The organism is Vibrio sp. S12_S33, assembly GCF_963889785.1.
Taxonomy (GTDB): Bacteria; Pseudomonadota; Gammaproteobacteria; order Enterobacterales; family Vibrionaceae; genus Vibrio; species Vibrio aestuarianus.
On record NZ_CAWPQZ010000006.1, the window covers coordinates 1 to 20,420 of the forward strand.

Sequence of the window (20,420 nt, forward strand, 5' to 3'; positions counted from 1 at the left end):
TGGGGCCTGATGGTGAAGAAATTTTCTGTGACGAACATGGCCGCGTCAAACTGCATTTCCCGTGGGATAGATATTCAAACGGCGATGAGCACAGCTCATGCTGGGTGCGAGTGTCACAAGGATGGGCAGGCAGCCAATACGGGATGATGGCTATCCCAAGAATTGGTCATGAAGTGATAGTATCGTTTTTAAATGGCGACCCAGACCAACCGATAGTGACAGGCCGCACCTACCATGCAAGCAACAAAGCGCCCTACACGCTGCCAGACAACAAAACCAAAACCGTGCTGCGCAGTGAAACTCACCAAGGTGAAGGATTTAACGAGCTGAGCTTTGAAGACCAAGCGGCGCAAGAGAAAATCTACCTGCACGCGCAAAAAGACTATGAAGCGCTAGTGCTCAATGACGCCACCAGTCACATCAAACACGATAATCACCTGACGGTGGATAATGACCAGTTTAGCCATATCAAAAATAACCAACACCTAACGGTCGAGGGCGAAAGCCGTCAGAAAATAGCGTTAGATCGTAGCCTTGATGTGGGTGATTCACTGCACCAAAAAATCGGTGAAAAAACGGTTTTTGATTCAGGTAATGAAGTGCACCTTAAAGCAGGCAATAAGTTGGTGTTAGATGCGGGTAATGAAATCACTATTAAAGCCGCAGGCAGCTTTATTAAAGTCGACTCGGGTGGCGTACATTTGGTGGGCTCGGCAATCAACCTTAACTCTGGCGGCAGCGCAGGCAGCGGCTCGGGTTATGGCGGTGTTGTAGCGGCGTTGCCGAATCAAATGATTGCTGCACCGCCAGCACCTAACCCATTACCATTACAACTATCAGCCGCAACCATGTCCACATTGTCCATCGCGAATGTGCCCATGGCAAAAATGTGCCAAAGACAAAGTGATGGGTCATGTCCTCGAGAAGATTGTCCGTGCGAACGAGGTGCCTCATGAATCAACCCAAGGTTGTTAATTATTGGTTAGTGGTTGATACCATTCGTATTCCTGATGCGATTGATGTTCTTACTCGGAATATGGCTGTTCAGCAGGCGATTGTATTATTTGCTGGTTCAGATTTTGATTACTTGAATGACCAAAGCCCATTAGTTGTTAATTTGGGTAGCGATAAGACAGCATTAGATAAATGGTTAACGCTGCCTTACTTCGATTCAAGCTCGGTTATTTTTGAGCTTGATGCGAGTCAAGATGGCTCTGCATTTAGTGAGCATTTACAGTCATTACTCCAAGTTAAGATCGACAATAAAGCCTGCTTTTTGCGTTTTTATACCAATGTCTTTTGGAATCAGGCTGCATCGCAACTTAATGACATCGATATTGCGACCCTTTTAGGTTCAGCTCAAGCAATTCATTGGGTTAATCATGCACGTCAACGGCAAACGCTTCATCATTCACCTATTCAGCCAGAGCAAAGCCAACCTTTTACTCTGACCTCTCCTATCTTTAAGCTGTGGGTATAAACATGTCCAATAATGCCTATACGATTTTAAAAAATGATTGCTTAAGCTTACTTGCTCAGCGTTTCAATATTCCTCTCGATGAGCTGATCAAACTTAACAGCGAACAAATTAAAGATCCTAATCTGATTTATGAAGGTAACGTCTTAAAACTGCCGCTAGATCTAACCAAGCCAATTGAATTTGACGGTTCGCGTATTGAATTGGTTGAGCCGCCAACGGCTTTGAACGGTGGAAATGATACGTGCCAACCGCCCAAGCAATACGATGATATTTTGTATGTTCCTGCTCATCCTAAAACGGGTAAAAAAGCTTGGTATGCGCTGACTAAGCAAGCAAAAGAAAAAGTTGAGGAAGAAAAGGCGTACATGGCGCAAGCCATTGTCGAGAATGATTCACAAGCCACGATGAAGAATCTCAATAAGTTGGGGTTGATCTCAAAGTTTGCCGCCAAAGTTCACGAACAGTTTATGACGTCAGACGATGCTGAAAAATATCAGGCACTGCTGCTTGCTAAGTTGGTGATCAAAAATGAAGCATTCAGAGTTGATGGGACCAATCCGAATGATTATCTGATCACAGTGGCTAGACTGATTGGCGTGTCGCTGGAAGAAACTCGCGAGAAGTTATCTAATCGAGAGCAAGCAAAAAATACCCATTTATACTACGGAAAGTTCAGCTCTTTATATCGGCCATCACCAGAAGGTCCTTTGTTCGAAAAAAATATTAATCAACAGTTACGGGCACTGGTGATTAAAAAAATTGAAAAAGAGGTCGAAAGCCTAGAAAAAGCCGCTGAAAATGCGGCAAAAAATCATGTTGCAGATGATGGCAGCAAGTTTATTTATGATAAAAAACTCGAATATTTTACCAGTAGCCACCAAAAGAACTTGGCATCTTGGATACAGCAAGTGCACCTAAACCGTGATAAATCAGATCAAGAATTGCTTCGCAGCAGTTATCAACAGTCTCGTGCTTATTTAAAGCAGTGGCCAACACAGTTGCAGCAAGCTCTAGAGCAAGGCTCTCGCATGTCTACGCTCGATAGTAAAGAGCAGCAAGCATTTCTTGATAAACAAAAGCTGTTTGTGTGTGCGATAAACTTAAAAAACATCAACCATTATGGCTTAGTCGTTAAAGAGCAATGTCTAACCTTAGACCAATTAGAAGGTGAGTCAGGCGTAGCTTGTGGTCCCGAAGCATTAAAAAAAGTGAAGAAATGGCGAGAATCGGGGGATGCCTTAGACATCATCAATGACAGTCAATTGATCAAGGAGTTATATAAGGAAACCGTAGGTGATCAATTTGACAATGATAGTTTGGACGCCAATCTCAATAGCATTATTAAAGGACCTGCGGCGTGGTCTTACTTCACGGCAAAAGCACTGATCGCGGTCGTTAATGCCACGGTTATTAAGCACAAAAAAGCATTGTCACAACTCCTTGGCACAAGAAGTTCAACACCTATTGATGAACTTTTTAGGCAATTACTTTGGGTTAAAAAAATCGCTTTAGCTCGGTTAAATTACCTAAAATCTCAGGCTCAAAAAAAGGCAGCGCAAGGCGCTGATGGATTAGTGTTTACTTTGGGTAACGCGAGCCAGATACCGCCGGCTCTTACCTTGTTATGGGATGAAACTACGTTTGAGCCTAAGGAAAAGCATAAGTCTGGTTTTATTAACAAAGCCGGAACCAACGACATTCAAGCGGTGGAGTGCTGTTTGCTCTCAGATGGCAAAGTATTCTACATCCGAGGTCCACACTGGTTAATACCGGAAACTAATGGAGATCCACTGTCTACCTTAGCGGCGGGGCACGTTCGAGTCATTACTGAAAAAATCACCTTTAATGCGCCGCAATCAAACGGAAAAAACATTGTAGAAGCAGGGTCTGTGGAGGACGCACTTAAAGCGCTCACCAAACCTGAAAGTACAGTAGATTTAATGCCATTGAAAGCCAGTGCTGGGTTTGATACTGCTTTTTGGCAAGATAGCTATCATTACCAAGGCGGTATTGGTCCGAATGGTGAAACGTCCGCCTATTCTGTTGACGCTGGAGCGCAGTTGCTGCGTTTATCAACCAAGGCGGAGACCGAACTGAATACCCCTTTAAGCTCCTACCAAAATTTAATCAAAAAACGGCGTGATATCGGCGGCTCAGGAGCAATCTCGGCTCAATTCACCGCCTTGCAAGGTCAGCTCAGTTTTTCATTTTGGCTCCCGCTTGTACCAGAAAATAAAATGGTGAAGGAAGAGCAGGTCGAAAAAGTGAAAGGACATGGGGTTAACTTAACTTATATCGATAAATACAATCATGAACACACATATGAAGCCGGTGATCTGCGGGTTTGTATTGCCGGTTCAGTTTATGGTCTGGCGGCCGCTTCATGCCAATTGAGTGCTAAGTTGGCAATCGGCCCGAGTGATGTGAGTGAGGGTTTTGGTATTAAAGGCAGTACGGTAGGGCTATTGGATGCCAATGTTTACAATGGCTATGCCTTACCCGGAGCGAACCTTGCGAGTGCCGAAGCTGCTGGTTATGCAGGGGAGGCCGCTGTTTCTGTTGATGCGTTTGCTGGAGTAGAAGCAGGAGGCACTTTAGGTGCAACGGTTTATTGGGCCCCACCTGCGGTAAAATTTGTTACGCAGAGCAACGCGCCCAAGGTACCGAAAAAATTAGGATCGATTGATGGTAAACTGTCTGGCTCATTTGGCGCAGGTTATCACGCTGAGTTTCGCTTGCTGATTCAAGGTGGGGTTATCATCTTGGTCGCTTCTGCGGGGTTGGTAGTTGGGCCCGGTTGCAGTGGTAAAGTGGCGATCAATCTGGATGCCTACGCCGCCGATGAATTTATTGGTTGCTTACTTGGGGTATTAAAGCAAAGCCATTTCCGCCGCTTAGCGATTTTTGGAGAAGCGGATGCCAATGGCGTCAACGATAGTTTTAACGAACTCAATGACCTTATGACACTAGCTGTAGGCTTAGGTTTAAATTTGGCGCAGGTCCTTCTTATGCCTGTAACGGCGTTAGCGGGTTATAAGCAACAGGTACTGAGTCAAGAATATGCGCCATTTTTAGCAAGACGTATGTTTTCTGATGATCCGTTAACCATAAATCAAACAAAAAAATGGATAGCTCAATTACCACCAGAGACGTTAAGCAACTTATTTATATCTTTATCTCAGAAGCAAAATAGAGGTACTGAACGCTTCACCGCGCTAGAAAATAATCTGAAACAGGCAGAGGCAATTGTACAAATTATGCAATGGCTAGCGGCAGATAAGAGTGTTGGTGAGGCAGCGAACCAGAGACAGTGGAAAGAAACTCTGATTGCGATGGGCAAGCTTCCCGCAGGCAAAAAAGACCATCAGGTTGAATGGCAAACCTATCAAGCGCAGTGGCTTAGATTGGCTAGGTTTGTGCTGGCTTCTGATTTCAGCGAGCGTAAGAAAATTTCTAATGATTTTGATATAGCGAGTGAAACGCTTTGCAAAAACATGGTGCTAACTCGTTATGATGAATCGTACCAAAGCGGTTTGTTGGTGGGCATTAAAAAAACGACCCAGTATTTTGCTTACCCGATAGACCTTGTGCAAAATCCGGAGGTAGGCCAAAAAGTGCAAGTATGGCTAGAAACAGAGTCACATTGTGAGCTAGTGAAAAAGAATGAAACTATTATCAATTGGAGTATTAATGACGCTTTATCTTAATCGGCTTGTCCGTCTTATCTTACTGCTGAGCGTTATGGTTGGGCTGGTTGCTTGCAAGCCTAATCCACAAGACGATATTGCCCTATTTCAGCCATTTATTACCGAGAATATTAATCAGAAATCAGCTGCCCCTTATATTTCGAGCACCGTAAAGCCTGGAGATAAGATGTATGACATATTGGTTAATATTCAGCATGGAGATACAAAGTCAGCCTATGAAAAGTTGATGATTTTAGTTGATCAAAACGATTATGAAGCCCAATTTTGGGTGGCAAAAATGATTTACCAAGCGAGTGTTAAGTCTATACCAAGAGCTATTAATCTGTATGAGCTTTCCGCTAATCAAGGGAATCCATATGCGTATTATGAATTGTCACCATTAGGCAAAGGATGCTTGGCGTACTTTGGTGAAAGAACGTGTACTGAAGAAAATTTAAATAAAGCCATCGAGCTTTTCAAACCTCTTGCCAAACAAGGCGATTTACGTGCTCAATATTTTTTACTAAAACAGCAACAATTAGACCAATCAAAAGAGACTAGAGCTCAGTATATTCAAGAAGTGATTCGCTTTTCTCAAGCACATTATTACCAACCCTTGATGGATTATGTCAACACCATTTTAATTTATTCGCCGAGTAAAGGTAAGTCTGAAGCAAAAACACCAGAGCAATACCAATTAGCTATCGATTTGTTAACGGTTGCGGCCAATAACAATTATATACCTGCCATAAATAAATTATCCTTCTTGTTAGAGGATACAGCACAGGCAGAGAGTGAGATATTAATAAATAAAGCTTTAAAGCTGGGTTCTACAAGCACAGTAAAATATAAATACCATCGTTCTAATCGAGGCAGTAAAGATGAATATTTCTATAATGCTCTCTATAAAGGTTTATCAGGACAATATGCTTTTGATGTTCATACTTTGAATGAAGAAGAAAAAGCAAAGATAAATGAAAAAGTTAAGTTATTCATGAGTGACATAACGCCAATGGTATATATCGATGGCTTTACTAGCCGTGATGACTGGGTGGATTGATATCTATCATGAATCTTTATCCTGATCGACTTGTCCGTCTTGTCTTGCTGCTGAGCGTTATGGTTGGGCTGGTTGCTTGTAAGCCTAATCCACAAGACGATATTGCTTTATTTCAGTCTTTTATTACCGAGAATATTAATAAAAAATCAGCTGATCCTTACATCTCGAGCACTGTAAAGCCGGGAGATAAAATGTATGATTATTTAATCAGATTGCAGCATGGCTCTGTTAATCCTGAGATATTAAGACCTTTGATTGTTCAAGGGGATACTGATGCCATGGTGTGGTATGCCAGAATAAAATTAACGAGCATTCAGAAGAGAGGCGAAGTTATTTCATTACTACAGAAATCGCTGCTTGAGGGCAACCCTTATGCTGCATTAGAACTTTCTGATAAGGGTGAAAGTTGTGCTTACTTGGGAAATATAAAGTTAGATCAGCAAGTAGCGGAGTCGCTTGGACATACATCCTCCTCCGAGGCTAATGTTTGTAATAAAAATAATATAAACCTTGCGATTGAGGGTTTTCAAAAACTTGCCGCACAAGGCGATTTACGTGCTCAATATTTTTTACTCAAACAGCAACAGTTAGACCAATCGAAAGAAACTAGAGCTCAGTATATTCAAGAGGTGATTCGCTTTTCTCAAGCACATTACTACCAACCGTTGATGGACTATGTCAATACCATCTTAGTTCGCCCACAGGGTAAAGATAAGTATGAAGCTAAAACACCAGAGCAGTATGAGTTAGCTATTAACTTATTAACAATTGCTTCAAATAACAATTATATTCCAGCACTAAAAAGACGACTAGAAGTTGATGTCGACGAAGAAAAATTTAATCAACTCATGGAGCAATTGACTCGTCTAGGATCCACATTTGAGATATATGAGAATTATTTTAATAGTCTGGATGAATATGAAAGATATTATCACTCTACGCTTTTTAAACGGTTAACAGGTGATAATAAATTGTCATCTTCTTATAAAGCGACTGATAAAGAAGAAAATATTGTCAGTGAAAAGATTGAAAAAATAATAAGCTCTATGACACCGATGGTATATATTGATGGTTTCACTAGCCGTGATGACTGGGTTGATTGATATCTATCATGAAGCTTTATCTTAATCGGCTTATCCGTCTTGTCTTGCTGCTGAGCGTTATGGTTGGGCTGGTTGCTTGCAAGCCTAACCCACAAGATGATATTGCCCTATTTCAGCCATTTATTACCGAGAATATTAATCAGAAATCAGATGATCCTTATATTTCGAGCACCGTAAAACCGGGAGATAAGATGTATGACATATTGGTTAATATTCAACATGGAAGACATGATTTAGCCGCGACTAAATTACAAGCTATGATTGAGGGAAATGATAGTGATGCAATGGTTTGGTACGCAAAGCTTATATATCGCTCCAGTATCAATAATAGGCCTAAAGCGTTGTCTCTTTATCAAACAGCAATGGAGGATGATAATCCTTATGCCTACATCATGCTCTCCCCGGGTTTAATCAGTAGTGGTTGTGCTAGATATTTTGGTGAAAAAAACTGTACGCAAGAACATTTCAATAGAGCCATCGAGCTTTTCAAACCTCTTGCCGCACAAGGCGATCTGCGTGCTCAATATTTTTTACTAAAACAGCAACAGTTAGACCAATCGAAAGATACTAGAGCTCAGTATATTCAAGAGGTGATTCGCTTCGCACAAGCACATTATTACCAGCCGTTGATGGACTATGTGAATACCATTTTAGTTCGCCCTGAGGGTAAAGTTAAGTATGAAGCTAAAACTCCAGAACAATATCAATTAGTGATTCAGTTGCTAACAATTGCGGCTAATAACAATTATATTCCAGCACTGAAAAGACGACTAGAAGTTGATGTCGACGAAGAAAAATTTAATCAACTCATGGAGCAATTGACTCGTCTAGGATCCACATTTGAGATATATGAGAATTATTTTAATAGTCTGGATGAATATGAAAGATATTATAACTCTACGCTTTTTAAACGGTTAACAGGTGATAATAAATTGTCATCTTCTTATAAAGCGACTGATAAAGAAGAAAGTATTGTCAGTGAAAAAATTGAAAAAATAATAAGCTCTATGACACCGATGGTTTATATCGATGGCTTTACTAGCCGTGATGACTGGGTGGATTGATAACCGACGACAGCAGTACTTAGACTCACTTCTCTGCGCCCCATTTGGGGCGTTTTACTATTTATTTGGATCCTACCTATCAACCTCATATACACTGATCACTTATTTTCTTAACTGGATACACTGCTATGATCACTGCTCTCTATGCCATTATCCTGACGGCAATACTGATTTGGCTGGCTGTTGAAGTCATCAAACAACGTCGTGCTAACCAAGTCAAATACGCCGATGGTGGTGTGCCAGCATTGCAGTTGGCGCGTAGTGCGCAGGGTAATGCGGCTGAATATATTCCTATCACACTTATCTTAATGGCGTTATTGGAATCTAATGGTGCCAGTGTGTGGTGGATTCATGGCGTTGGTATGGCGTTCGTGATTGGTCGCATATTACATGCAAAAGCCATTTTGAGTGACCAATTAAAAGGGCGTATTGCGGGCATGAAATTAACCTTTGCTGCAATGGTTGCATTAATGGTGCTCAACCTCATTTACCTGCCGTTTGATAAAATCCTAGGTTAATCACTCATTCCTGCAGGTTAGGATGTGGTTTGCCTTGGTAAGCGGGCAATTCTCTACGCAATCCTTGAAATGTGGCAAAAGCGCTGTTGACGGAAAGCTTATTCACTAGCCAATCTGGTAATGCCCCTCCTGGGTTGGCGAAGGCGATGTAGTCAATGTGCGTCATGCCATCGGTTAGTTTCTGCAGTGTCCAGTTCGCTTTGACCTGCGTAATTCGAATATAACCACTTTGCTCTGGCAAGTAATTTGGTGCATCGTAGATTTCTAACCTTAATGCGCCATCTTTCAGCGCATATTTTGAATATGTCACCATATCTCTGTCTTTAGCGGGCCAAGGCGCGGAAAATTGTGTGTATACAACGTTCTCGTTTGCAGACAACTGCTTAAGAACTTTGCTGTGGCTGACGTTATCTATCCACTTTGGCACACGTTCGCTATCTTCCAATAACAGCAAAAAAGCCGAATACGATGTCGGGACAAACATTTGGGTGCGGATCTCCACCAAACCATCGCTGTGATTCCGTGAGTGGAGGGTTATGCCATTGTCCGTTTTTATAAACTGCCACTCTAAAGAGGGGGCAGCACTGGTGGTGATTGAAAAGATCACGCACACCAACGACATCCATTTTGTCATTCGTTTATCCCTTTTTGGTTAACGCAGCAGTATTGAACGCAGTGGTGTTTTTTCTATTCCTATTACCAATAATAGAGTAAAGATTACGGTGCCAGTAAACACAAACAAATCTCTCATGCCATCTTGTAGTGCTAATATTCCAGCGATATTCATCATTGAAATCGCGACAAGGAGGTGGCTGACATAGACACCTAAAATACGCTGTGAAAGTGCAAAAACCCAAGGCGAGTTGCCCCAGTTTGGTTTGGCTAATAAGAGTAAAAAACAGCCTGTTGCCCACAATGGTGTCGTAAATAGGTAGTCATTGGCATTAAAGAGTTGGTCATGGGGATGTAAGGCGTAGGCTTCGGCCAAATGCATGAGTAGGCCTAAACCAAGCATGACGCATGTTTTCGCAGCACTAAGTTGATAGGCGTGTTGACGAATCATGAAGCCGATGCTGACCAATAAGGTGCTAAAAAAAGGGCCATTACGAGTAAAAAAGGGCGCACTTAATTCCGTGACTGCTTGATAACTGCCCGTCAGTACGCCGTATATATAGAGCGCTACAGCAAGCGGGATAATCAAATTGGTTCGTTTGGTTTGTAGCAACCAAGCCAAAATCGCCACCGCGAAAATGAGTGCAGGAATAAACCATAAGTGCACCAAACCACCTTCAAGTAGGGCATCTAATGGGCTACTCAACCAATAATCCCAATAGCCAATTCGTTCAGCTAAATAGCCGTCTTGAGCAACGGTTGGCCAGTCAAATGGTACTAATAAGCAGATCACACTCCAAACAACCCATAGGCGAAATAAAGGTCGAGCATAACGTTTTAACGTGACAATCGGGCTTGCGACCAATTTCGGTTGAATTAAATAACCAGAAATTAAGAAAAAAAGAGGTACAGCAAAGCGCGTCAGTTGATTAAAGACATAGCCAAACCAAAGCTCATCCTGATAGGTAAAATAGGAAAGAAACATTTGGCAGTGTAGGGCAATGACGGCCAAAATCGCAATGACTCGACCGAGTTCCAAACTCGCAATTTTTTGAGAAGAAGACATAACAGACATTAATGAAAAATAATAAATCTAACGCTACTCGTTATCGCCATTCAAATTCCAGTAAAACTTAATATTTGTTTGAATAATCAGCATTTTATTTTTTTGATTTGTGAGCGCAGGCTAGTATTAAATTAGTTGCAAGCTCGACAGCACAAAAATTCCTAACGTGCAGGTGAACAGTGAAAACACAGTTGTCAGTGCAATGATGTTGGCGGCCAATGTTGCATTACCTCCCATAGCTCTTGCCATCACATAACTGGCTGCGGCGGTGGGGGAGGCACTCATCAAAAATATTAAACCGAGTTCCAGCCCTCTAAACCCAAAAAATAGAGCACCAGAGGTGATCAGCAAAGGAGCTAACACCAGTTTGTAACCGGTAGCAAACCAAGCAGGAGCTTTATCACTTCTCAACGAGCCAATATTTAGAGATCCACCAGTACACAGTAGTGCCAACGGTAGCGTCATGTTGGCGAAATATTGGCCAGCATCGGTCACCATTTTAGGGATTGGCAGTGAAAGAGAATAGCAAATAACACCTAGCAAAATACCGATAATCAGTGGGTTTTTGGTTAAGGTTTTTGCGATAACCCCCGCCGCTTTGATGCCAGTACTCTCACCTTGTGGAGTCAGGGCTATCACCGCTTGAATATTGTAAAGCACGGTCGTCGCGGCAACATAAATCGCTGCTAAGGCTAGGCCTGGCTCACCATAGGCATTGGCCACATAAGCAAGCGCAATAATCGCGGTATTGGCACGAAAGCCACCTTGGATGATCACCCCATGATCTTCTGAGCGATGAAAAGTTTTCTTGGTACACACCACCGTGAATAAGAAAAACAAGAAATTAGCAGATAGCCCATAGATTACCAACGTCGCACTTGAAGCAAAGTCATGCTCAGACTTGACGATACTCAGAAATAGCATCGTAGGTAGTGTGACTTGAAAAACGATGCGTGAGGCAACATCAATGAAGTTGTCGTTAATCAACCCTGTGCGTTTAAGTATCACCCCTAGTACCAACATCAAACAGATTGGGCCTGTAATAGATGCTGAAAACAGAAGCTGTTCGATAATACCTGCCATATCAATCCCTTGAAGTTGATCACAACCGAACCATTCTTCCACATGTCGCGAAGACTTAAAAATAGAATTTGCAGCATTTCAAGTTTTATTCAATGCTTTCAATATGATCTCTAGGCGTTGGTGGCTCGTAATAAACCGTTTATGGAATATAAATACCTGTAGTGGCAGATAAGTACGTGGAGAAGGGTTAATGCAATTTGAAACGGTTCGCTTGATTCTTGGTGATCAACTCAACAGTGAACATTCTTGGTTTCAGCAGGTTGACGATAAGGTCCTCTATTTGATTGCAGAACTCAAGCAAGAGAACACATACGTTACTCATCATGTGCAAAAAGTGTGTGCTTTCTTCTCGGCGATGAAACAGTTTGCGCAAGAGAAGCAAAGTGAGGGGCACCAGGTGTTGCATTTAACGCTTGATGATACTCAGTCATTTGCCGACCTTAATCAAATGCTTAAGCATTACGTGACTAACGTGAGGGCGAGTAAGTTTGAGTACCAACGCCCAGATGAATACCGCTTACTGGCTCAAATGGCCAACTTGAAGATTACTAATGTCGTGATACGTTGCGTCGATAGCGAGCATTTTCTACTGCCGTTTGAGGAGATTGAGCAGCAGTTCCCGCAGGGTAAACATGTCATGATGGAGTATTTTTACCGTCGAATGCGCAAGCGCTTCGATATCTTGATGCAAGACGGTAAACCTGTGGGCGGGAAGTGGAATTATGACGCCAACAACCGCAACAAGTTAAAAGCGAACGATATCGAACAACTTCCTCAACCCATGATATTTAGACGGAATGTTGGGCATATTATTGAACGGTTAAAGCGGCATAATATTCACACCATTGGGTCATTAAATGGTGAGTTGATCTGGCCAATTAATCGCTGTCAAAGTTTGTCTTTACTTGCCCACTTTTGTCAAGTTTATTTGCCGTTGTTTGGTCGCTTCCAAGATGCAATGATCAGTCAACATCAGGCTAAATGGAGCCTTTACCATAGCCGGTTGTCTTTCTCGCTCAACACTAAATTATTGCACCCCAAAGAAGTGATCACGGCATCGCTTAATGCCTTTTACTCTAACCCTGATATTGATCTCTCTCAGGTTGAAGGGTTCATTCGGCAAATTCTAGGCTGGCGTGAGTACATTCGGGGTATCTACTGGGCGAACATGCCCAATTATCCGAAGAAAAATGCGCTGGATGCGAATAGAAAACTGCCAAACTTTTTCTGGAATGGGCAAACCAAGATGGCGTGTATGCACCATTCGATTAAACAGTCGTTAGACTACGCTTACGCCCATCATATCCAGCGCTTGATGGTGACCGGAAATTTCTGTTTGCTCTCGGAAATCAACCCTGATCAAGTCGATGAGTGGTATCTCGGCATTTATGTCGATGCAATAGAGTGGGTAGAAATGCCCAATACTCGAGGGATGGCACTGTTTGCCGATGGAGGAATTGTTGGCACTAAACCTTATGCGGCAAGTGGGTCTTATATCAACAAAATGAGTGATTACTGCAAAGGTTGCCACTATGACCATAAAGTCCGTAGCGGAAAGGGTTCATGCCCGTTTAACAGCCTCTACTGGCGGTTTATGGATAAGCATCAAACACGCCTTGCGAGCAATCCTCGTATCGGGATGATCTTTCGTTCATGGGACAATATGGAACATGAGCAACGTACAGCGATTTTGGATACGGCGGAATATTACATCGCGAATTTGGAGAATTTGTAATGGAAATTGTGTCGTAGGTGGCAATGGTGGTATTGGTTTAGCGATGGTACAAGAGGCTGTGGCTCGGTTTCCAGATACGCAGATCCAAGCCACATATCGTCGCACTCAACCTGATTGGCACCATCAGCGAGTAACTTGGCATCAACTTGATGCTAGTGTTGAAAATGAAGTGGAAGCACTGAGTAAGACACTGAATGATGTAGACTGGGTCATCAACTGCGTGGGTATGCTGCATACTCAAAAAAAAGGACCAGAGAAAAGTCTTAATGCATTAGATGGTGATTTCTTCCAACAAACCATGGCAGTGAATACATTGCCGACTTTGCTGCTAGCAAAACACTTTACCCCAATACTTAAACGCAGTATTGCACCGAAATTTGCGACCATTTCTGCCAAAGTAGGTAGCATCTCAGACAACCAACTAGGTGGGTGGTACAGTTATCGCGTGTCAAAAGCCGCGCTGAACATGTTCCTAAAAACCATGTCGATTGAATGGCAACGTATGGTTAAACATGGTGTGGTGCTAGCACTTCATCCTGGTACAACGGATACCGCTTTATCCGCGCCATTTCAGGCTAATGTTCTTACGGGGAAGTTATTTACGCCGCAACGTGTCGCCCATGATTTGATTGGCCTAATAGAGAAAGCCAGCGTGCAAGATAGTGGCTCATTTTTGGCGTACGATGGAAAGTCGTTGCCATGGTAGTACCTACACGCTGAAAGCGTTGATGTGAGTTCTTAGTTCAACTGAGCAGAGCCAAATGTTAGACTGACCTTCTATTTCATTTAGTAGTTAAAAGGTAGTGCTATGAACCCGATTCTTGCGATGTTGAAAGAGAACAATATCAGCGACGAGCAGATCAACGAGCTTTTCCAAACATTGACCCAAAATCCGTTTGCTGCGATGGCGACCATCAGCCAACTGGGTTTACCTCAAGATAAACTTCAACTGTTGATGGGGCAGGTGATGCAAACCCCAGCTTTGATTAAAGAAGCGGTACAAGAGTTAGGGTTGGACTTCTCAAAAGTCGAGGAAGCTAAAGAGCGACTTCAAAAGTAAGTCTACCTACAATGCAATCGTAAGAGGTCGTCAACCGGATATGTTTTGACGACCTTTTTTGGCCTTAAAATATTAGGAGCGTTTGATTTTAAGGCGCAAGGAGAAATAGAGTGAGTGAGAAAATCTACTTTAATACCTCAAGCAAATTTAGCTTGAAGCGTACGTTGGTCAATGTAACTACCCGTCTTCATCATACGGTTGCACCAGCCCATGCCAAAAAAGTAGCACGACGTTTGTTGCTTACACCTGCAAGGACTCAACCGAAAAACCAAGAGCCGCAAGGGCTGGTAAAAAGTAGTGTGTTGTCACACGAAGGAACTCTCAAGACTTATCAATTGGGCACTGGGCCAGTTTGGGTATTGACCCATGGTTGGTCTGGGACTGCGAGTCAATTTTACCCATTAATGGAACATATTGCTTCGCGAGGCTTCACGGCTTTGGCGTATGATCACCCCGCTCATGGAGAAAGTGATGGAATACATGGGCATATTCCTGCCTTCGTTGGCGGGTTAGAAACGATATTAGATAGTGTTGATAATGTAATGGGTGTGGTCGGCCACAGTATGGGTACCGCAGCGGCTTTGGAATGTCGTCACAATAAGATTGCTCATACGCCAATGCTATTGATCGCACCAGTGCTCGATTATCTTGATAATTTGTTTGGTAGTGTGGTGAGATCAGGCTATTCCATGAAATTGTTTGAAGCCGTTGTTAATGAAGTTGAACAGCAATATCGTTATCCGATTCAGTCGATAGACCCCTATCAAAAATTGGCTCTGCGTGACTCCCAAACCATGATTGTTCACGACGAGCGTGATAAGTTCACCAAGTACTCCGTTTCCAAAAAAGCGGCACAAGAAATCGCGAATGTGTCATTGATCACGACTCAAAACCAAGGGCATGGACGTGTGATGAAATGCCAAGAAGTGATGTTAGCTTTCGATCGCTTAATATAAGTCTTGTAAGAAATTGTTCGTTTTAAATACAATTCACGGCAACGACCCATGGTTGGTTGTTAATTGAATGTTTTCTATTTATTTCAATATGTTAAATTGTTAACCATACCTTTGATGTGGTTAACAATTTTGCAATGATTGTTTATCTCCTTGTTTGAATCTATGTGATGATATTTATGCCAGTAGGCCCTCATAAGGAAAATAATAATGAATAGAAACGATAGTGTCCCTTTACCTTCCAATACCCGAGAATGGTTTTTTAACCGCAACAGCCTCATTATCCTAGCGGATATGGTGTTGTTTTTTTTGATGTACAACTACTTACCAGTAGAGCCTGAGATTGCCTTGGGTATCAGTATGTTAACCTTTATTGCCGTGCTCTGGCTAACGGAAGCATTACACGTAACTGTGACAGCGATATTGGTACCAATCATGGCGGTCGTGTTTGGGGTTTTTAATACTCAAACAGCACTGAACAATTTTGCGAACTCAATTATTTTTCTATTTTTAGGGGGGTTTGCGTTAGCTGCGGCTATGCATCGCCAAGGTTTAGATAAGGTCATTGCCGATAAGGTATTGATTATGGCTCGTGGCCGAATGAGTGTTGCTGTCTTTATGCTATTCGGTGTGACAGCAGGCCTATCTATGTGGATCAGTAATACCGCTACGGCTGCAATGATGTTGCCATTAGTGCTAGGTGTACTGAGTAAAGTTGACCAAGATCGCGGCCACTCGACCTATGTTTTTGTGCTGCTAGGTATTGCTTATAGTGCCAGTATCGGTGGTATTGCAACAGTGGTCGGCAGTCCACCGAATGCGATTGCGGCGGCTGAAGTGGGTTTATCGTTTACAGATTGGATGAAATTTGGAGCGCCAACGGCAGCCATCATGTTACCGGTTGCGATAGCTATTCTCTATTTTGCGTTGAAGCCCGATTTGAACGGCGAATTTGAGTTAAATCGAACTCCGGTTGAATGGGATAAAGGCAAAGTGGTTACGCTAAGCATTTTTGCTTTAACGGTGTTTTGTTGGATTTTTAGTAAGCCATTGAATGCAATGCTAGGTGGGTTTGCTAAATTCGATACGATTGTTGCCTTAGGGGCGATTGTTTTGGTCAACTTTGCTCGCGTTGTGCATTGGAAAGATGTTGAAAAGACCGCAGACTGGGGCGTATTGCTATTATTTGGTGGTGGTATTTGTTTAAGCAATGTCTTAAAGCAAACTGGCACCAGTGTTTTCTTAGCGAACGAATTGAGTGCGTTGATTTCTCATTTTGGTCTATTTTTCATTGTGCTAGTTATCGCTGTTTTCGTGGTATTTTTGACAGAATTTGCCAGTAATACCGCCAGTGCAGCATTGTTAATTCCTGTGTTTGCGAGTGTGGCGGAGGCTTTTGGTATTTCTCCCGTCATCTTATCGGTATTAATTGCTGTTGCGGCCTCTTGCGCCTTTATGTTGCCTGTTGCGACTCCACCGAATGCGATTGTATTTGCGTCGGGACATATAAAGCAGAGTGAAATGATGCGTGTAGGAATGTTGCTCAATATTGCTTGTATCGGCTTACTGACCGTCATTGCGATGTTATTCTGGGCATAATGACAAGGCGGAGTGTTATGCTCCGCCTAATAAATTAGGCTGTTGGGCGTTTTAACCCATAGATGGCGTGATCGACAATTCGGCCATTAAGATTTTCACTATTGGTAATTGTTCCTTCATAGCTAAAGCCTAAACGTTCCACCACCGTTCGACTTGGTCGGTTATCAACGGCCGTTGCTATTTCTACTTTATCAATCTCTAAGGTGTTGAATGCAATATCAGTAAGCATTTTGACCACCCGGCTAATAATGCCTTTTCCCTGCTCTTGTTGTGATAACCAATAACCAATTGTTACCTTGCTCAGGTTATAGTCAATCTGATTGAAGCTACAGTTGCCAACTAAGCGATCTTGATAAAAAATCGCACATGTCATGGCTTTTCCTTCGGCATAATCGTGCAGTGATCTTTTAATGAAAGCCTGAAAATCTTGTTCTGTTTGACAGTGTGGCGGCCAAGCAAGCCATTGTGAAAGGTAATCTTGTTGTGAACGAACGAGTTCCACATAAAGAGGAGCAAATGAACTTTCTATTAGGGCGAGTTTGAGTTCGCTATCAATGCTAAGACTGAACATGATGACCATCTATCCTTATTATTTTTTAAGGTTTTCATTTCCTTATCGGTACTATTCACGCTAGCAAAATTGTAACGGTTGATCTAGGCTGAACGCAAAAGATACTCATATTCTAGTTAAGGTTTGATTGGTGTCGGATGTTACCGTAAGCCGTTAGTTTTTAGCCATTAATCGATATGATAAAAAAACAAAGGTACGATGAGGCGAAAATATCGCAATCTATAGCTATAGAAATGATAATTTTAGTAGGTAAATTTTGCGTGTTGTAATGAGCTCCAGACAGGAGCTCACATTGAATCGGCTATTGATTTACGTAAGCTTTGAAGCGCGCTTTGGTTTCCTCATCGGCTTTGTCGTACCAAAAATGCAGCATTTCTTCTGCCGCATTTTGTGCATTTTTAGACTGCGTAATCTCGTTTTGTAGCATCGTAACATTGGTGATACCGACGGCAGCAATACCGCCCGTTCGGTTGTAATCATCAGCTTCACGGAAATAGTCACGGTTAAACTGGAATCCATCCTTCAGCAGACGATCTTGTTTGATCTCAACCGCTTGACCATTTTTATCAACTAGCGACCACTGCATTGATTGAATACCTTTTTGCGCTCGGTTGGCATCACGGTATTGAGGCATATCAAAACTCAATTGTGCATCTTTTGCTGTGAACTTCGCGATCACGACGTCGCTTTCGACGATGATTCGGTCATTACCCTGAGAAAAATAAGGTTCGTACTGAAATACGATTTGTTGTTCACCATCAGCTAGTTCAACGCTTTTTGTCGAGGAAAAAATACTACCAGCGGTATCAGGTTTCTTACCATTCACAACTAGCAGATTAATCGTATCGGGGATTTCAAGAGTAACCGTTGCCAGTGCTGAAGCACTAAACAGTATGGCTAAAGCACATGATAGAGGTTTTATTACGTTCATTATTTTTATCCTTGCAAGCGATATCATAAGAGGTTGCCGCTACTTAGTTTGAAAAGCAAGTCTCATGTGAAATAAGCCATTAAGTTTCTTCAAATTGTTACGTCTTTGCGTCAAGTGTGAGTCAAACAATAGAAGAGATCGAAAGAATTGGGTGCATATTCACATTCTAATAACTAACAATTGTCTATATTGGCTGCACCTGTAACCACCCATGAGATAACGCTATGCGACAAATCCACTTGTTCGACAGCACGTTAGTGTTGTCACCGTGGTATAACCTCGATTACGGCTTATCGCTACTCAGCAAGCTTGATCACCTCGCCTAATTTCTAGCCAATTAACCCCATTTCAAACTGATATTCCGCTCATGCGGTTAAATTTGATCATCTAAAGGAAATTAAGCATGAAACGTATTCCAGAACCTTTTCGCATTAAAATGGTTGAGCCTATCAAAATGACTACTTTGGCAGACCGTGAAAAAGCTTTAGAACTTGCTGGTTATAATCCATTTTTACTGCGTAGCGACGATGTGTATATCGACCTTCTAACCGACTCCGGAACTGGAGCTATGAGTGACAATCAATGGGCTGGACTAATGCTAGGAGATGAATCTTATGCAGGTAGCCGTAACTACTATAATTTGTGCGCTGCGGTAGAGCATTTCTTCGGCTATAAACTGACGGTGCCTGCTCACCAAGGACGCGGAGCAGAACAGATTTTGTTCCCAGCCTTGATTGAGCGAATGAAGCAGGTGCGCGGAGGCACAACCCCGGTATTTATCTCCAACTATCACTTTGATACCACGGCTGGTCACATTGAAATGAATGGTGGCAAAGCGGTCAATGTTGTCACACATCAAGCGTTTGATACCACCACACCTTATGACTGGAAAGGTAATTTCGACCTCGATAAATTGCAAACTACGATTGAACAGTATGGCAGCGAAAATATTTGCGCCATTATTACCACCATCACGTGTAATAGCTCTGGTGGACAACCTGTTTCTATGACCAACATGCGCGCAGTATATGAATTAGCTAATAAGCACGATATTCCGGTGGTGATTGACTCGGCTCGTTATTGTGAAAATGCTTATTTCATCAAGCAACGTGAAGTGGGTTATCAAGATAAAACCATGTTGGAGATCATTCGTGAAATGTACCAATACGGTGATATGCTGACGATGTCAGCGAAGAAAGATCCAATGGTGAATATTGGTGGTTTGTGCTGTATTCGTGATCATGAAGAGTTGTTCCAAGCAGTGAGAACACGTTGTGTGCCAATGGAGGGATTTGTGACCTACGGTGGCATGGCGGGTCGTGATATGGAAGCATTAGCACGTGGCTTATATGAAGCCGCAGATGAAGACTTTTTGCATTATCGCATTGGTCAAGTTGCTTATTTGGGTGAGCGATTGAAAGAGGCCGGAATTCCGATCCAATACCCAACTGGCGGACATGCAGTGTTTGTCGATGCGGCAAAAATACTGCCTCACATTCCACCTGAGCAATTCCCAGCCCAAGTCTTGTGTAATGAATTGTATTTAGAAGCGGGGATTAGAGCTGTTGAAATTGGCTCCTTACTGCTGGGGAGAGACCCTGAAACCGGAGAGCAAAAAGCCGCCGAGCTCGAATTGATGCGTTTGACGATCCCGCGGCGTGTTTATACCAACGATCATATGGACTATGTTGCTGATGCATTGATTGAAGTTAAGCGGCGAGCTGAACAATTCAAAGGATTAACCTTCGAATATGAACCACCAGTGCTAAGGCATTTTACCGCTCGTTTTAAACCGTTATAAAGCAATCTCTTGAGCCCTCAATGCGAGGGCTTTTTTGCGGTCAATTGATGATATTCCACTGCGCAATTAGACTTTGTTAGCGCAAAAAAATAAATTCA

General features: G+C 42.5%; 18 protein-coding genes. 13 read left to right on the forward strand and 5 right to left on the reverse strand.

From position 1 onward, the window contains the following. The 7 genes from AACW06_RS04370 to AACW06_RS04400 form a co-directional block, all read left to right on the forward strand. A partial coding sequence (locus AACW06_RS04370) for a type VI secretion system Vgr family protein (RefSeq protein WP_192074152.1) occupies positions 1-956 on the forward strand: 956 nt, incomplete at its 5' end. Next, entirely contained in the window at positions 953-1,480 is a 528-nt protein-coding gene (locus AACW06_RS04375) for a DUF4123 domain-containing protein (RefSeq protein ID WP_192074153.1), read from the forward strand. The genes AACW06_RS04370 and AACW06_RS04375, both read left to right, overlap by 4 nt. A 2-nt stretch (positions 1,481-1,482) precedes the next feature. Further along, the gene (locus tag AACW06_RS04380) at positions 1,483-5,187 is read left to right on the forward strand and encodes a LysM peptidoglycan-binding domain-containing protein (RefSeq protein ID WP_192074154.1); all 3,705 of its coding nucleotides are present in this window, start codon (positions 1,483-1,485) and stop codon (positions 5,185-5,187) included. After that, a complete protein-coding gene (locus tag AACW06_RS04385) occupies positions 5,171-6,226 on the forward strand; it encodes a tetratricopeptide repeat protein (protein ID WP_192074155.1) in 1,056 nt (351 codons plus the stop codon). Before AACW06_RS04380 ends, AACW06_RS04385 begins: the two co-directional genes overlap by 17 nt. 8 nt (positions 6,227-6,234) lie before the next feature. Further along, positions 6,235-7,329 (forward strand): sel1 repeat family protein, encoded by a 1,095-nt coding sequence (locus AACW06_RS04390; RefSeq protein ID WP_192074156.1) that lies wholly within the window; start codon positions 6,235-6,237, stop codon positions 7,327-7,329. Between the two features lie 8 nt (positions 7,330-7,337). Beyond that, positions 7,338-8,393 carry a sel1 repeat family protein gene (locus AACW06_RS04395; RefSeq protein ID WP_192074157.1) on the forward strand — a complete coding sequence of 352 codons (1,056 nt, stop codon included), beginning with the start codon at positions 7,338-7,340 and terminating at the stop codon, positions 8,391-8,393. Positions 8,394-8,521: 128 nt separating this feature from the next. After that, entirely contained in the window at positions 8,522-8,911 is a 390-nt protein-coding gene (locus AACW06_RS04400; RefSeq protein ID WP_192074158.1) for an MAPEG family protein, read from the forward strand. A gap of 4 nt (positions 8,912-8,915) precedes the next feature. Here the strand turns inward: AACW06_RS04400 and AACW06_RS04405 are convergent, their stop codons facing one another. The 3 genes from AACW06_RS04405 to AACW06_RS04415 all read right to left on the reverse strand — a co-directional run bounded on the left by AACW06_RS04405 (position 8,916) and on the right by AACW06_RS04415 (position 11,672). Continuing rightward, the gene (locus tag AACW06_RS04405) at positions 8,916-9,545 is read right to left on the reverse strand and encodes an START domain-containing protein (protein ID WP_192074159.1); all 630 of its coding nucleotides are present in this window, start codon (positions 9,543-9,545) and stop codon (positions 8,916-8,918) included. Positions 9,546-9,563: 18 nt separating this feature from the next. After that, positions 9,564-10,589, reverse strand: a complete 1,026-nt coding sequence (locus AACW06_RS04410) for an acyltransferase (protein WP_192074160.1) — start codon at positions 10,587-10,589, stop codon at positions 9,564-9,566. A 126-nt stretch (positions 10,590-10,715) separates the two neighbouring features. Further along, positions 10,716-11,672: an AEC family transporter gene (locus AACW06_RS04415; protein WP_192074161.1), complete on the reverse strand. Its 957-nt coding sequence runs from the start codon at positions 11,670-11,672 to the stop codon at positions 10,716-10,718. A gap of 190 nt (positions 11,673-11,862) precedes the next feature. On the opposite strand from AACW06_RS04415, the gene AACW06_RS04420 reads away from it, so the two are divergent. From AACW06_RS04420 to AACW06_RS04440, 5 genes are all read left to right on the forward strand, one after another. After that, positions 11,863-13,407 carry a cryptochrome/photolyase family protein gene (locus AACW06_RS04420; RefSeq protein WP_192074162.1) on the forward strand — a complete coding sequence of 515 codons (1,545 nt, stop codon included), beginning with the start codon at positions 11,863-11,865 and terminating at the stop codon, positions 13,405-13,407. Then, complete coding sequence (locus AACW06_RS04425; protein WP_192074163.1) at positions 13,343-14,113, forward strand: SDR family oxidoreductase; 771 nt, start codon at positions 13,343-13,345, stop codon at positions 14,111-14,113. The genes AACW06_RS04420 and AACW06_RS04425 overlap by 65 nt, the downstream gene beginning before the upstream one ends. A gap of 102 nt (positions 14,114-14,215) precedes the next feature. After that, positions 14,216-14,467, forward strand: coding sequence for a DUF2999 family protein (locus AACW06_RS04430; protein WP_192074164.1), 252 nt, complete (start codon positions 14,216-14,218; stop codon positions 14,465-14,467). Between the two features lie 110 nt (positions 14,468-14,577). Beyond that, entirely contained in the window at positions 14,578-15,423 is an 846-nt protein-coding gene (locus AACW06_RS04435) for an alpha/beta fold hydrolase (protein WP_192074165.1), read from the forward strand. A gap of 207 nt (positions 15,424-15,630) precedes the next feature. Beyond that, positions 15,631-17,019: an SLC13 family permease gene (locus tag AACW06_RS04440; RefSeq protein WP_192074166.1), complete on the forward strand. Its 1,389-nt coding sequence runs from the start codon at positions 15,631-15,633 to the stop codon at positions 17,017-17,019. 34 nt (positions 17,020-17,053) lie between these two features. Here AACW06_RS04440 and AACW06_RS04445 read toward each other — a convergent pair whose 3' ends face one another. Beyond that, positions 17,054-17,590, reverse strand: a complete 537-nt coding sequence (locus AACW06_RS04445; protein WP_053311730.1) for a GNAT family N-acetyltransferase — start codon at positions 17,588-17,590, stop codon at positions 17,054-17,056. 301 nt (positions 17,591-17,891) lie between these two features. Beyond that, positions 17,892-18,521 (reverse strand): DUF2057 family protein, encoded by a 630-nt coding sequence (locus AACW06_RS04450; protein WP_168524358.1) that lies wholly within the window; start codon positions 18,519-18,521, stop codon positions 17,892-17,894. Positions 18,522-18,924: 403 nt separating this feature from the next. Between AACW06_RS04450 and AACW06_RS04455 the strand changes: the two genes are divergently transcribed. After that, complete coding sequence (locus AACW06_RS04455; protein WP_192074167.1) at positions 18,925-20,322, forward strand: tryptophanase; 1,398 nt, start codon at positions 18,925-18,927, stop codon at positions 20,320-20,322. The last annotated feature ends 98 nt before the right edge of the window (positions 20,323-20,420 follow it).